The sequence below is a fragment of the Marinobacterium litorale DSM 23545 genome (genome assembly GCF_000428985.1).
GTDB lineage: Bacteria > Pseudomonadota > Gammaproteobacteria > Pseudomonadales > Balneatricaceae > Marinobacterium_D > Marinobacterium_D litorale.
The window spans coordinates 144,768-156,848 of the sequence record NZ_AUAZ01000004.1 but is presented as its reverse complement, the minus strand read 5'-3'; the positions used below and the strand labels follow the sequence as shown (position 1 = coordinate 156,848).

Sequence of the window (12,081 nt, the reverse complement as noted above, 5' to 3'; positions counted from 1 at the left end):
CGCCGGTTTCGGCCACAATGCCGGCTAAGATCGCGAGCGAACTGCACCCGAGGCCACGGCACCAACCCCGTGGCCTCTTTGATTTCTGCGGCAGGCCCCCGGGTCCTTCCTGGCCGGCCGCGCAGTGCGGGGCGCAAGGCCGCCGGATTTCGCTAGCGGCAGACCCGAAAACCGGGTTCGCAGGTTCGCAGTGCGCACCCACTCCATCCAAGGTCAAGCATGCAAACAGTCAGCGTCGAGTCGGTGGAGCATTGGCCGCTCCAGCGCCTGATCCCCTATGCCCGCAATGCGCGCACCCACGATGACGGGCAGGTGTCCCAGATCGCGGGCTCCATTGCGGAGTTCGGTTTCGTCAATCCGATCCTGGTGGGTGACGACAACGTCATCATCGCCGGTCACGGCCGCTTGATGGCGGCGCAGCAGCTGGGCCTCGAAACGGTGCCGGTCATCGTTCTGCGCCATCTCACCGAAGCTCAGCGCCGGGCGCTGGTGATCGCCGACAACAAGATCGCAGAGAACGCTGGCTGGAACGCGGAACTGCTCAAACTCGAACTCGGTGATCTGCAGGATCTGGGATTCGACCTGGACGTCATCGGGTTTTCCGATGAGGAGCTGGACGAACTGTTGGGCCTGGAAGATGAGTCCGGCCAGACGGACGACGACGCGGTGCCCGAAGTCGAGGAGGAACCGGTCAGCAAGGCCGGCGACCTCTGGCTGTTGGGTGAGCACCGCCTGCTCTGCGGAGACGCTACCCGGCGCGAGGAACTCGAGAGCCTGATGGCGGGCGATCTGGCCGACATGGCCTTCACCGATCCGCCATACAACGTCGATTACGGCAACAGCGCCAAAGACAAGCTGCGGGGCAAGAACCGCCGCATCCTGAACGACAACCTGGGCGCGGACTTCCATGCCTTCCTCGAGGCGGCCCTCGGCAATCTGCTGGCGGTCACCAAGGGCGCCTGCTACGTGGCCATGTCATCCAGCGAGCTGGATACGCTGCAGCGCGCCTTCCGCGAGGCCGGCGGCAAATGGTCCACCTTCATCATCTGGGCCAAAAACACCTTTACCCTAGGACGCTCGGACTATCAGCGTCAGTACGAGCCCATCCTCTACGGCTGGCGGGAAGGCGCCGATCACTATTGGTGCGGCGCGCGCGACCAGGGCGACGTCTGGTTCTTCAACAAGCCGGTCAAGAACGACCTGCATCCGACCATGAAGCCGGTGGAGCTGGTGGAGCGGGCGATCCGCAACTCCAGCAAGAGCCGGGACATCGTGCTGGACCTGTTCGGCGGCTCAGGCAGTACCCTGATCGCCTGCGAGAAAACCGGCCGGCGCGCCCGCGTGATGGAACTCGATCCCAAATATGTGGATGTGATCATCCGCCGGTGGCAGGAATACACCGGGGAACAGGCGCGCCGCGCAGAAGACGGGGCCGCGTTCGATGAAGTGGCCTTCCAGGTACAGGCTGTGGACGCCCAGGTGGCTGAGCGTCCGGACCCAGCTCCGCGGTGACGTTTCAGTGGCTGGGCGATGACGGTGAAATGCGATAGCGCCGCGGTTGCCCCTCGTCCTTGTGTGAGGTGATCGTGAGACCAAGGCGCTTCCTCAGGGTGTTGGAGAACACGCCCCGGACCGTATGCTTCTGCCAGCCCGTTTCCGCGCAGATCTCTTCAATGCTGGCCCCTTCCGGCCGTTGCAGCATCCCGATCAGACGGGCCTGCTTGGTGCCCTGTCGAGGTGGTTTGGCGGCCGGAGGCGGCGTCATGCCGATGGCGGCAAAGCCCGCTTCACTGATGCGGTGACCTCCGTCGCGTTCGTCGATGAGGCTGCGGCTCAAGAGTCCCTGGATCACCCGCGGCCGGATCCCGGCATTGATCGTGGCGGGCAGCGGCTCGATATCGCCGCCCGGGCGAGTCGCCGCGGCTTTGAGGATGGTTTCTTGGGTTGGGGTCAGTTTGCTCATGTCGTTCTCCTTATTCGGCATGTTCGCCTTCTTTGAAGGCGGCGTCGGAAATCTGCTTGAGTGATTCGGCGTAGTGGGCGAGATCGCCCACATGTCCCCAGGTCACCTCGTCCGGCGAGACGCCGAAATGCTCCTCGCTGAGGGCCTGAAACCGGGCCAGCATGGCGTCGATCTCGGCTTTCCTGGCAATGAAGGCGTCGAGGGCGGTGGTTTTCCTGCTCATGGTGGCCCTCCTCAGGCGATGTCGATGTGGATGCCGTTGGCGAGGGTCAGCCCGGTGCAGCCGGGCTCCCGCTCGATATGGGCGATGGCCTTGAGCAGGGTCGGGCTTTGGATCTGCGCCTTGGTGGTGGTCATGGGGCGCTCGCCGGGGAAGGTGATGGTGTAGCGGGTGGCTGGTTGGGGCGCGTTCATCGTCCGGTCTCCGTTGGTGTTCGATCGTGGGGACATGAACGCTTCCTTCGCCCTGCTTATCAACTCCTTTCAGCTTAAAAACGCCATTTAAAACAACGGATTAAGTGATGGGTGTGTCATTGCGTGCCTATGCGCGCCACCGCGGGGTCTCCGATACGGCGGTGCGCAAGGCGATCAAGGCCGGGCGTATCACACCAGAGCCTGACGGCACCATCGACGTGGCCCGGGCCGATGCCGAATGGGGGCGCAACACCGACCGGGCGCAGCAGCGCAAACCCCAGCAGAAGGCGGTGCCCAAAGCGGCGCTGGATGCGGTCGCCGAGACGTTGCAGGAAAGCGGTACCTCGACCGGTGGCACCACCTATATGCAGGCCCGGACCGCCAACGAGGTCCTCAAGGCCCAGACCAGCCGCCTGAAGCTGCAGCAGATGAAGCGGGAACTGGTGGATAGGTCCAAGGCGCTCGCCCACGTGTTCCGGCTGGCCCGTGCAGAGCGGGATGCCTGGCTGAGCTGGCCGGCCCGGGTGTCGGCCCAGATGGCCGCCGAGCTGGACGTCGAGCCGCATAAGATGCATGTCACCCTGGAAGCCTATGTCAGACAGCACTTATCGGAGCTCGCCGACATCCAGCCCAAGGTCGAGTGACGAACAGGGACGTTCTAATGCCGCGACGGCAGGGATGCCGAGGAGCGGTGAGACGGAGTACTACGAGGGTGCCTTAGGCATCGAGGGGGCCTGGCGGGAAGGGCTCAAGCCGGATCCGATGCTGAACGTGTCGGAATGGGCGGACCGTTTCCGCCGCCTGTCGCCCAAGTCGGCGGCCGAACCCGGCCGCTGGCGCACCAAGCGCACGCCCTACCTGCGCGAGATCATGGACTGCCTGTCGGTCTCGTCCCCGGTGCAGCGGGTGGTGTTCATGAAAGGCGCTCAGGTGGGCGGTACCGAAGCCGGCAACAACTGGATCGGCTATGTCATCCACATGGCGCCGGGGCCGATGATGGCCGTGTCGCCCACCGTGGAGATGGCCAAGCGGAACTCGCGCCAGCGCATCGACCCGCAACTGGAGGACGTGCCGGAGCTGCGGGAACGGGTGGCGCCGGCGCGCAGCCGGGATGCCGGCAACACCATCCTGTCCAAGGAGTTTCCCGGTGGTGTGCTGGTGATGACCGGTGCCAACAGCGCCGTGGGACTGCGCTCCATGCCCGCCCGCTATCTGTTCATGGACGAGATCGACGGCTACCCCGGCGACGTGGAGGGCGAAGGTGATCCGATCCTGCTGGCGGAACGGCGCTCGGCCACGTTCGCCCGCCGCCGCAAGGTGTTGCTGGTGAGCACGCCCACCATCAAAGGCACCTCGCGCATCCAGCGCGAGTTCGAGGCTTCGGATCAGCGCTATTTCTTCGTGCCGTGCCCCCACTGCGGCCATGAGCAGCCGCTGCGCTTCAGTCAGTTGCGCTGGCCGGAGGGGGAGCCCGATGCTGCGCGCTATTGCTGCGAGGCCTGCGAGCGGCTGATCGACGAGCACCATAAGACCCGCATGCTCGAGCAGGGGCAGTGGCGAGCGACGGCCGAGGGGGATGGCCGTACCCAGGGCTACCATCTGTCGTCCCTCTACAGCCCCGTGGGCTGGTTCTCCTGGGGGGAGGCGGCGCGCATGTTCGAGGCCGCGCAGCAGAACTCCGACCTGATGAAAGGCTTCGTCAATACCGTCTTGGGCGAGCCCTACGAGGAGGAGTTCGAGGCGCCGGATTGGGAGCGGCTCTACGAGCGGCGCGAAACCTATCCGGTCGGCATCGTCCCGGCGGGCGGTCTGTTTCTCACCGCCGGCGTCGATGTGCAGCGGGATCGCCTCGAGTGCGAGGTGGTGGCCTGGGGCCGCAACAAGGAATCCTGGTCCGTCGACTACCGGGTTCTGGACGGCGATACCGCCCAGCCCGAGGTCTGGAAAAAACTCGACCGGCTGCTCGGCCGCGACTGGCCCCACGCCTTCGGCACCACCCTGCCGATCCGCGTCATGTGCGTGGACTCGGGCTACGCCACCCAGGAAGTCTACGGCTGGGTTCGCCAGTATCCGCAGGCGGTCTGGGGCGGCGCCGGGGCGCGGGCCTCACAGCCGCGCACCGTGGTGGCCGTCAAAGGGCGCGATACCGAGACGGCACTCATCCTCAGCGTCTCCAAGGCCGATACCGGCGGCAAGCGGCGGGGGCTTCGGGTATGGAATGTCAGCGGTCCCGTGGCCAAGGTCGAGCTCTATCGCTGGTTGAAGCTGCCGCGACCGACGGACGAAGCGCTGGCGGGCGGCGAGCCCTACCCACCCGGGAGCTGCCATTTCCCGCAATACGGCGAGGAATACTTCAAGCAGCTCACTGCGGAAAAGCGGGTCATCCGGCTGCACAAGGGCTTTCCCAAGGCGACCTGGGAGAAGGACCCCGCTCGGAACAACGAGGCGCTGGATTGTCGGGTGTACGCCCGCGCGGCGGCCAGCATCTACGGGCTCGACCGCTTCAAGGAGATCCACTGGAAGCGGCTCGAACAGGCGCTTGGCGTCGATGCTCGGCCCGTGGCGGAAGCCGAGCCGGTACGGCCGGCCGTGCCGCCGGCGGCCCCCGTCAAAGCGCTGCGGCCACTGCCGCAACGGGCGACCGTGACGGCCGACGATCCCTACCTCTGAGGATTCTCAACATGACCGAGACGACCACTCTGCGCCAGCGGCTGCTGGAGGCGGAGGGTGCCCTCCATCGCCTGATGATCGGCGAGCGGGAGGTCACGGTGTCGGTGGGCGGCTATGGCGCCACCACCTACGCCCAGACCGACCGGGGCGCCCTCGAAGCCTATATCGCCCGGCTCAAAGCCGAGATCGCCACGCGCGAGGGCAAGCCGCGCCGAGGCCCGCTGCTCATGAAATTCTGAACCCGAGGTACACAAGAGGTGAGCCCTATTCAGTCCAGCACTGCAGTGCGGCCGCAAATACTGGGGCCGGATGGCAGGCCGCTCCCGCCATCCATGGCTCCCGCGGCATTAGCACGTCCCTGTGCGTCACCCATGGCTCAGGACACCGCCCATCGCGCCGCCTCGCTGACGGCCCGGGAACTGGCCAGCTGGTTGCCGCCCGTGGGCTCGCCGGACGCGGACCTCATCGGCGAGTTGCCGACCCTGGTCGCCCGCTCGCGGGACCTGGTGCGCAACCACGGCGTCGCCGCCGGCGCCATCCAGACGTTGGTGGACAACGTGGTCGGCGGCGGGCTGCGGCTCTCGGCACTGCCGGACTACAAGGCCCTGGGGCGGGACAAGGATTGGGCCGATGACTGGTCGCGCCGCACCGAGGCACTGTGGCGCAGCTGGGCCGAGACCACCGAGTGCGACGCCGCCCGCAGCCTCACTTTCGCCGGGCTGACGGCGCAGGTATTCCGCTCTGGCCTGGTCAACGGTGAGGCGTTGGCACTGCCGCTGTGGCTGCCCAAGCGCCACACCCGCTTCGCCACCACGCTTCAGCTGGTCGAGCCGGACCGCCTGGCCACCCCGGCGAACCGCCTCGATGACCGCAGATTGCGCGGCGGCATCGAAACCGATGCCTACGGCGCGCCGCTGGCCTACTGGATCCGCAGGACCCATCCCGGTGACCGGCTGATGGGGACGACGGAGACCGGCGCGCAGTGGCAACGCATCCCGGTGCGCACGGCCTTCGGTCGCCTGCGGGTGATCCATGTGCACGACAAGGAACGCACCGGCCAGAGCCGCGGCAAGCCCATCCTGAGCAGCATCATGCCGCTGTTCAAGATGCTCGATCACTACGAGCGCTCGGAACTGCAGGCGGCGGTGGTCAACGCCATGATCGCCGCCTTCATCGAAACGCCCCTGGACGGGGAAGCCATCAGCGAGATGTTTGGCGGCTCCACCGAGGACTACATCGCCGCGCGCAACGAATGGCAGGTGAAGCTGCAGGGCGGCGCCGTCATCCCGGTCTTCCCGGGCGACAAGGTGGCGCCCTTCACCCCGAGCCGCCCCAACGCGGCCTATGCGAGTTTCGTCGAGAACGTCCTGCGCCACATCGGCACCGGCCTTAACCTGCCGTTCGAGCTGCTGATGAAGGACTTCTCCAAGACCAACTACGCCTCGGCCCGCGCCGCCCTGATGGAGGCCTGGCGCTTCTTCACCGGGCGCCGGCTGTGGCTGGCGACCTACTGGGCCAGGCCGGTGTACGAGCTCTGGCTGGAGGAGGCGATCAATAAGGGGCTGATCGAAGCCCCCGGCTTCTATCAGAACAAGGCGCTGTGGACACGCTGCAAATGGATCGGCCCCGGGCGCGGCTGGATCGACCCGGTCAAGGAGGCGCAGGCGTCGAAGCTGCGCATGGAGATCGGTCTGTCCACGCTCGAGGACGAGTGCGCGGCCCAGGGCCTCGACTGGGAGGAAGTCCTGGAGCAGCGCGCCCGCGAGCAGGACAAGCTGCGCGAGCTGGGCCTGACCCTGGGAGAAGCGCCGCCGCCCACCGCCGACGAGGATGAACGAGACGATGAGATTCTGGAACCACGCCGCCGGTGAGCCCTGGGCCATCACCGAATCGGCCCTGAGCACCATCCTGACGATCGCCGCCCGTGAACACGAGCTGCCCCAGGCGCTCTCGGCACGCCGGGGCCGCAACCTGATCAATACCCAGGTCACCGAGGAGCGCGATGGCGTGGCCGTGATCCCGGTGGTGGGGCCGCTGTTCCGCTACGCCAATCTGTTCACGGCGATCAGCGGCGCCTCCAGCTACGAGATCCTCGCCAAAGACTTCACCGCGGCGCTGGACAACCCGGACATCCGCGGCATCGTGCTGGACATCGACTCCCCGGGCGGTGAGGTCAACGGCTGCGCCGAGTTCGCCAACATGATCTACGAGGCACGCGGCATCAAGCCCATTCTCGCCTATGCCTCGGGCGACGCCGCCTCCGGCGCCTACTGGATCGCCTCCGCCTGCGACCAGATCGTGGTGTCGGAAACCTCCTCGCTCGGATCGATCGGCGTGGTGGCGGTGTACCGGGGTGGTGAGGCGGCCTCGGATCGGGTGGAGATCGTTTCCTCGCAAAGCCCGCTGAAACGGCTGGATCCCCAGTCGGACGAGGGACGGCTGCGACTGCAGGCCCGCATCGACGCTATGGCCCAGGTGTTCGTCGACACCGTCGCGCGCAACCGCGGGGTCGACCCGACCAAGGTGGTGAAGGATTTCGGTGCGGGCGACGTGCTGGTGGGCCGCAAGGCGGTGCAGAACGGCCTGGCCGACCGCACCGGGTCGCTCGAGAAAACCATCGCCGACATCCCGGACAGCAAACCCGCGGGCAACCCGTCACCCGGGCCGTCCCGACAACCCCACACATCGACTTTGCAACACGAGGAAACCGTCATGGATTTGGAAACACTGCAGGCGGAGCACCCGCAGCTGGTGGCCGCGCTGATCGCCCAGGGGGTGGATCAGGGGCGCGCCCAGGAGCGCGAACGCATCGGCGCCATCGTCGGTGCCGAGTCGGCCCAGGGGCGTGAGCAACTGGCCCGGCACTTGGCCTTTGCCACCGACATGCCCGCCGAGATGGCGGTGGCCGCGCTGGAGGCGGCTCCGGTGCAGGCGGCTCAGGCCCCAGAGACACCGACCGCCACGAGCGGTTTCGAGCAGGTGATGGCCGCCATGGGCAACCCGGCGATCGAGCCGGATGGTGATGACGAAGAGGACGCGCTGGAAGACGTTGCCAAGCGCCTCGCAGCCTATCGATAGGAGGTAAGACGTGACGATTCCAGGCATTGCTGCAGGGTTCACCGATCAGGGCGCCACGCGGCCCGACAACCTTATCGCCGGCGAGTACCCCAGGGTGAGCCGGCTGGTCACTATCACCGGTGGCGTCGCCCTGCCGGTCGGCGCCGTGCTGGGGCGGATCTCGGCCGATGGCCGCTACCGCATCAGCACCCTCGAGGCCGAGGACGGCTCCCAGACGCCGGATGCGATTCTGGCGGAGGCGGTGGACACCACCGCCGGCGACCGGCAGGCCGTTGTCTATTTCACCGGTGAGTTCAACGAACTGGCCCTGTCCCTGGGCACCGGCCACACGCTGGACAGCGTCCGGGAGGCCTTTCGTGACCGCAGTCTGTTCCTGCGCAAAAACCAACCGGTGTAAGGAGCGAGCACCATGATTGATATCTTTTCGACGCACGTCCTGAACCGGACCGTGGAACACCTGGAGCGATCCGCCTCCTTCCTGCTGGACACCTTCTTCGGCTCGGTGCAGACCGAGGACTCCGAGGAGATCCATTTCGACATCGACAAGTCGCGTCCGCGCCTGGCGCCCTTCGTCTCGCCGCTGGTGGCGGGCAAAGTGGTCGACGAGGAGGGCTTCGAGACCAAGAGCTTCAAACCGGCCTACGTGAAGGATAAGCGCCGTTTCGATCCCAATGCGCCCCTCAAGCGCCTGGTGGGCGAGAAGATCGGCGGCGCCCTGTCGCCCCAGTACCGGCGCGAGGCGGCGCTGAACAAGGCGCTGGTCAACCAGCTGGAAAACCTCACCCGGCGCGAGGAGGTGATGGCCAGCGAGGCGTTGCGCACCGGCAAGGTCACCGTCTCCGGCGAGAACTACCCGACCGTGGTGGTGGACTTCCAGCGCGACCCGGCCCTGACCCTGGCGCTGAGCGAGGGCAACACCTGGGACCTGCCGGCCACCAACGTGCTCGACGACATCGAGGACTGGGCGGCGCTGATCCAGAGCAAGTCCGGGGTGGCGGCCCGCACCGTGGTGATGGATCCCAAGGCCTGGCGCCTGTTCAAGAACAAGGACAAGGTGGAGCGCCTGCTGGATATCCGCCGAGGCACCGGCATTACCCTCAGCGTCGACCCCATGGTACGCGGCCAGGGCAATGAGAAGGCCCGCTACGTGGGCTCCATCGGCGACTTCGATTTCTGGGTCTACAACGACCTCTACGTGGACGACGACGGCCAGCCCCGGAACCTGCTGCCGGACTACACGGTGCTGATGGCCAGCCAGTCCATGCTGGAGGGCACCCGGTGCTACGGCGTGATCCAGGACGAAAAGGCCCGTTACAAGGCCAACCGCTACTTCGCCAAATCCTGGCTGGAGGAGGACCCGGCGGTGCGCTGGCTGCTGATGCAATCGGCGCCGTTGATCGTGCCCTACCGTCCCAATGCATCCTTCTGCGCGACCGTTCGATAGGAGGCCGGTATGCAGATCATTCCCCTCATTGCCCTGCGCGTCGGACGCGCGGAGCAGGCCGCCACGGTGCTGCCCGGCGAGCCGGTGGAGGTTCCCGAGGACGAAGCCCGGCGCCTGATCGACCGCGGCTTCGCGCGACCGGGTGAGGCCGCCGCCATCGACACCGCCGAGCTGATCGATGCCATCGTGGACGCCATCGCCGATCTCGATTCTGAGTCCTTCGGCAAGGACGGCAAACCCAACGTGAAGGCCATCGAATCGGTGCTGGGGCGGGACATCACCGCCGCCGATCGCGACCAGGCCTGGGCGACCTACCAGCGCCTCGCCGCCGACACAGCGGACGATGAGTAGCCGGGCGCGTTTCGCCCGCGCCATCGACAGTCAGTTCCAGCACCTGGGCCGGGAGGCCACCTATATCCCAGCAACGCAGGCGGCGATGACCATCCGGGTGATCGCCCGGCGCCCGGAGCAGTTGTTCGAGCTGGGCGAGGGGCGAGTGCACGGCGAGGATGCCGAGCTGGAGTTCCGTGTCTCGGAAGTGCCGCAGCCCCACCGGGGCGATGAGATCCAGCTCGAGGGCCGGGTCTACCGGCTCGAAGCCGAGCCGCGGCTGGATCTGCACCAGCTGGTGTGGATCGCACCAGCCTTGCCGGTGGAACGAGAGTGACAACGGAGTGAACCATGTTGGCACTGCAAATTACCCCCAAGCCGCCGCTGTCCCAGTGGCCCCAGGCGCTGGCCGCCAGCGAGGACCAGACCCGCAAGGCGGCGGTGCGGGCGTTGAACAAGACGGCGCGCTGGCTGCGCACGCAAGTGACGCGGGATACCGCCCGTTCGCTGGACGTCAAGGTGGGTGCGGTGCGCCCGGGCTTGGTGCTGCTGCGGGCGCGCAACAGCCGACCCGAGGCCGGAGTGGCCCTGGCGAAGACGGCCGGCGTGATCAAGGCCGCGGCCCTGGGCACCCCACGGCAAACGGCAAACGGCAAGAGGGGTGCGGGTGGGGCGCCGCCACTGGGATCACGCCTTCCTGGCCGACATGCCGAATGGACACCAGGGCGTGTTTCGGCGCCGCGGCAAGTCGCGGCTGCCCATCCAGGAGGTGCAGTTGGTGGTCACCGGGCGCATGGCCGGCGTCATGGAGGATCTCTCCGAGGGGCCGGCGCTGCGCCAGTTCGAGACCCTGTTCCAGCGCGAGCTGCGCTATCTGTCGAGGGCCGCCTGATGGACCGATTGACCCTGCTGCATCAAACCTTGCTGGAGGGGCTGGCGCAGATCGCCGGCGTTCGGCACTGCAGCTCCTTTCCCAAGCGCCGGGACGAGGTGCGCCTGCCGGCCATCTTTTTGGATCTGGCAGAGCTGGAGCCGGCCCGGGATCCGGGTACCGGCGAACTGGCCCTGATCGCGCACTGGGAGGCGCGGGTCCTGGTCTCGGATCGGCAGCCCGAGGCCGTGCTCTGGAGCCTGGTGCAGGCCGTGATGCTCTGGCTCTACGATCACGCCTGGGCGGAGCTCAATGTCGGGCGTGCCAACATCAAACAGGCAGCCCCCGATCATTTCAGCCCGGAGTACCAGGGGCACCGCATCTGGCTGGTGGAATGGACCCACACCCTGCGCGTGGGCGAGAGCATCTGGGCGGGCGAGGGCATCGTTCCGGACACCGTCATCCTCGGCTGGAACGGCGAAGCCGGAGATCAACTGGAGCTGACAGGCGATGACCCTAGCGTTTGAAGTCACCGAATTGCACCGGCGGCTGGCCAATCTGATCCGGCTGGGGCGCGTCATCGCTGCGGATTACGCCGGCGACATCCCGCGCCTGCGGATCCGGATCGGTGAACTGGAGACCGCCTGGCTGCCCGTGATGACGTCGCGGGCCGGCGGGGACAACTGCTGGTGGCCGGTGGAGATCGGCGAGCAGGTACTCGTGCTGTCGCCCAGCGGCGATCTGGCCCAGGGAGTGGTGCTGGGCTCGCTGCATCAGCAGGCGTACCCGGCTCCGGGGCATGCGGCCCATGTTCACCGGGTCGTCTACGGCGACGGTGCCGTCATTGAATACGACCGCAAGGCCCATGCCCTCAAGGCGGTGCTGCCGCCCGGGGCGACCACCCAGCTGATCTCGCCGGGCGGTGTGCGCATCGTCGGCGACGTCGAGGTGGAAGGCCATATCCGCGCCTCCGGTGACCTCACCGACCACACCCGCTCGATGCAGGCCGACCGGGAGATCTACAACGGTCATAGCCATCCAGGCGTGGTTTCAGGGCCGAGTTCAACCGGTACACCTGATCAAACGCAGTAGGTGATGACCTATTTGCTGGTGACGCGTTGATCATGTTCTTTGAAAGCCGCGATCAACTTATCGTTGAAGTGAACGGGGGAGCACAGCCTTTCAAGGAAGGTTGCTGAGTCCTCGGCAGTGAGCTTGATTGCCTGAGGTTCTTCGCTGATTGATTGAGGCGACTTGTGAGGCCGGCTGTGTTCTCTTGTCGAATCCACAACTCCCTCCTAGTCAATTGAA

The 12,081-nt window shown here is 66.6% G+C and carries 15 protein-coding genes and 1 pseudogene; 13 read left to right on the top strand and 3 right to left on the bottom strand.

Annotated features, from left to right (window positions below; translation table 11 throughout):
* Window positions 1-219: 219 nt before the first annotated feature.
* The gene (locus G403_RS22255) at window positions 220-1,512 is read left to right on the top strand and encodes a site-specific DNA-methyltransferase (RefSeq protein ID WP_036232633.1); all 1,293 of its coding nucleotides are present in this window, start codon (window positions 220-222) and stop codon (window positions 1,510-1,512) included.
* Between the two features lie 4 nt (window positions 1,513-1,516).
* Here the strand turns inward: G403_RS22255 and G403_RS0105205 are convergent, their stop codons facing one another.
* Genes G403_RS0105205 through G403_RS0105195 form a run of 3 tightly spaced genes read right to left on the bottom strand, consistent with a single transcriptional unit; the run spans window position 1,517 to window position 2,377 of the window.
* Window positions 1,517-1,963 carry a DUF3489 domain-containing protein gene (locus G403_RS0105205; protein ID WP_027853059.1) on the bottom strand — a complete coding sequence of 149 codons (447 nt, stop codon included), beginning with the start codon at window positions 1,961-1,963 and terminating at the stop codon, window positions 1,517-1,519.
* A 10-nt stretch (window positions 1,964-1,973) separates the two neighbouring features.
* Entirely contained in the window at window positions 1,974-2,186 is a 213-nt protein-coding gene (locus G403_RS0105200; protein WP_027853058.1) for a hypothetical protein, read from the bottom strand.
* Between the two features lie 11 nt (window positions 2,187-2,197).
* Window positions 2,198-2,377: a hypothetical protein gene (locus tag G403_RS0105195; protein ID WP_027853057.1), complete on the bottom strand. Its 180-nt coding sequence runs from the start codon at window positions 2,375-2,377 to the stop codon at window positions 2,198-2,200.
* A gap of 107 nt (window positions 2,378-2,484) precedes the next feature.
* Between G403_RS0105195 and G403_RS0105190 the strand changes: the two genes are divergently transcribed.
* From G403_RS0105190 to G403_RS0105140, 12 genes and pseudogenes are all read left to right on the top strand, one after another.
* Window positions 2,485-3,021, top strand: a complete 537-nt coding sequence (locus tag G403_RS0105190; protein WP_027853056.1) for a hypothetical protein — start codon at window positions 2,485-2,487, stop codon at window positions 3,019-3,021.
* Window positions 3,022-3,139: 118 nt separating this feature from the next.
* Window positions 3,140-5,047 (top strand): phage terminase large subunit family protein, encoded by a 1,908-nt coding sequence (locus G403_RS0105185; protein ID WP_245578202.1) that lies wholly within the window; start codon window positions 3,140-3,142, stop codon window positions 5,045-5,047.
* An 11-nt stretch (window positions 5,048-5,058) separates the two neighbouring features.
* A complete protein-coding gene (gpW, locus tag G403_RS0105180; RefSeq protein ID WP_027853054.1) occupies window positions 5,059-5,286 on the top strand; it encodes a gpW family head-tail joining protein in 228 nt (75 codons plus the stop codon).
* Between the two features lie 132 nt (window positions 5,287-5,418).
* Complete coding sequence (locus G403_RS0105175; protein WP_027853053.1) at window positions 5,419-6,918, top strand: phage portal protein; 1,500 nt, start codon at window positions 5,419-5,421, stop codon at window positions 6,916-6,918.
* Window positions 6,890-8,125, top strand: a complete 1,236-nt coding sequence (locus G403_RS22250; RefSeq protein ID WP_051298563.1) for a S49 family peptidase — start codon at window positions 6,890-6,892, stop codon at window positions 8,123-8,125. Before G403_RS0105175 ends, G403_RS22250 begins: the two co-directional genes overlap by 29 nt.
* 10 nt (window positions 8,126-8,135) lie before the next feature.
* Window positions 8,136-8,522 carry a head decoration protein gene (locus tag G403_RS0105165; protein WP_211232646.1) on the top strand — a complete coding sequence of 129 codons (387 nt, stop codon included), beginning with the start codon at window positions 8,136-8,138 and terminating at the stop codon, window positions 8,520-8,522.
* 12 nt (window positions 8,523-8,534) lie between these two features.
* Entirely contained in the window at window positions 8,535-9,569 is a 1,035-nt protein-coding gene (locus G403_RS0105160; protein WP_084403937.1) for a major capsid protein, read from the top strand.
* A gap of 9 nt (window positions 9,570-9,578) precedes the next feature.
* Window positions 9,579-9,920, top strand: a complete 342-nt coding sequence (locus tag G403_RS24365) for a hypothetical protein (RefSeq protein ID WP_051298561.1) — start codon at window positions 9,579-9,581, stop codon at window positions 9,918-9,920.
* The gene (locus tag G403_RS22240) at window positions 9,913-10,236 is read left to right on the top strand and encodes a head-tail joining protein (RefSeq protein WP_051298559.1); all 324 of its coding nucleotides are present in this window, start codon (window positions 9,913-9,915) and stop codon (window positions 10,234-10,236) included. Before G403_RS24365 ends, G403_RS22240 begins: the two co-directional genes overlap by 8 nt.
* A gap of 312 nt (window positions 10,237-10,548) precedes the next feature.
* Window positions 10,549-10,791, top strand: a pseudogene (locus tag G403_RS24845) (phage tail protein); the annotation flags it as partial.
* Window positions 10,791-11,297 (top strand): hypothetical protein, encoded by a 507-nt coding sequence (locus tag G403_RS24840; RefSeq protein ID WP_084403935.1) that lies wholly within the window; start codon window positions 10,791-10,793, stop codon window positions 11,295-11,297. The pseudogene G403_RS24845 and the gene G403_RS24840, both read left to right, overlap by 1 nt.
* The gene (locus tag G403_RS0105140; protein WP_027853049.1) at window positions 11,281-11,862 is read left to right on the top strand and encodes a phage baseplate assembly protein V; all 582 of its coding nucleotides are present in this window, start codon (window positions 11,281-11,283) and stop codon (window positions 11,860-11,862) included. The genes G403_RS24840 and G403_RS0105140 overlap by 17 nt, the downstream gene beginning before the upstream one ends.
* Window positions 11,863-12,081: the final 219 nt, after the last annotated feature.

Excerpts from the sequence above, each read along its gene's own strand:
- G403_RS22255 (WP_036232633.1), top strand. The coding sequence starts at position 220 with ATGCAAACAGTCAGCGTCGAGTCGGTGGAGCATTGGCCGCTCCAGCGC.
- G403_RS0105205 (WP_027853059.1), bottom strand. The coding sequence starts at position 1,963 with ATGAGCAAACTGACCCCAACCCAAGAAACCATCCTCAAAGCCGCGGCG.
- G403_RS0105200 (WP_027853058.1), bottom strand. The coding sequence starts at position 2,186 with ATGAGCAGGAAAACCACCGCCCTCGACGCCTTCATTGCCAGGAAAGCC.
- G403_RS0105195 (WP_027853057.1), bottom strand. The coding sequence starts at position 2,377 with ATGAACGCGCCCCAACCAGCCACCCGCTACACCATCACCTTCCCCGGC.
- G403_RS0105190 (WP_027853056.1), top strand. The coding sequence starts at position 2,485 with ATGGGTGTGTCATTGCGTGCCTATGCGCGCCACCGCGGGGTCTCCGAT.
- G403_RS0105185 (WP_245578202.1), top strand. The coding sequence starts at position 3,140 with ATGCTGAACGTGTCGGAATGGGCGGACCGTTTCCGCCGCCTGTCGCCC.
- gpW (WP_027853054.1), top strand. The coding sequence starts at position 5,059 with ATGACCGAGACGACCACTCTGCGCCAGCGGCTGCTGGAGGCGGAGGGT.
- G403_RS0105175 (WP_027853053.1), top strand. The coding sequence starts at position 5,419 with ATGGCTCAGGACACCGCCCATCGCGCCGCCTCGCTGACGGCCCGGGAA.
- G403_RS22250 (WP_051298563.1), top strand. The coding sequence starts at position 6,890 with ATGAGATTCTGGAACCACGCCGCCGGTGAGCCCTGGGCCATCACCGAA.
- G403_RS0105160 (WP_084403937.1), top strand. The coding sequence starts at position 8,535 with ATGATTGATATCTTTTCGACGCACGTCCTGAACCGGACCGTGGAACAC.
- G403_RS24365 (WP_051298561.1), top strand. The coding sequence starts at position 9,579 with ATGCAGATCATTCCCCTCATTGCCCTGCGCGTCGGACGCGCGGAGCAG.
- G403_RS22240 (WP_051298559.1), top strand. The coding sequence starts at position 9,913 with ATGAGTAGCCGGGCGCGTTTCGCCCGCGCCATCGACAGTCAGTTCCAG.
- G403_RS24840 (WP_084403935.1), top strand. The coding sequence starts at position 10,791 with ATGGACCGATTGACCCTGCTGCATCAAACCTTGCTGGAGGGGCTGGCG.
- G403_RS0105140 (WP_027853049.1), top strand. The coding sequence starts at position 11,281 with ATGACCCTAGCGTTTGAAGTCACCGAATTGCACCGGCGGCTGGCCAAT.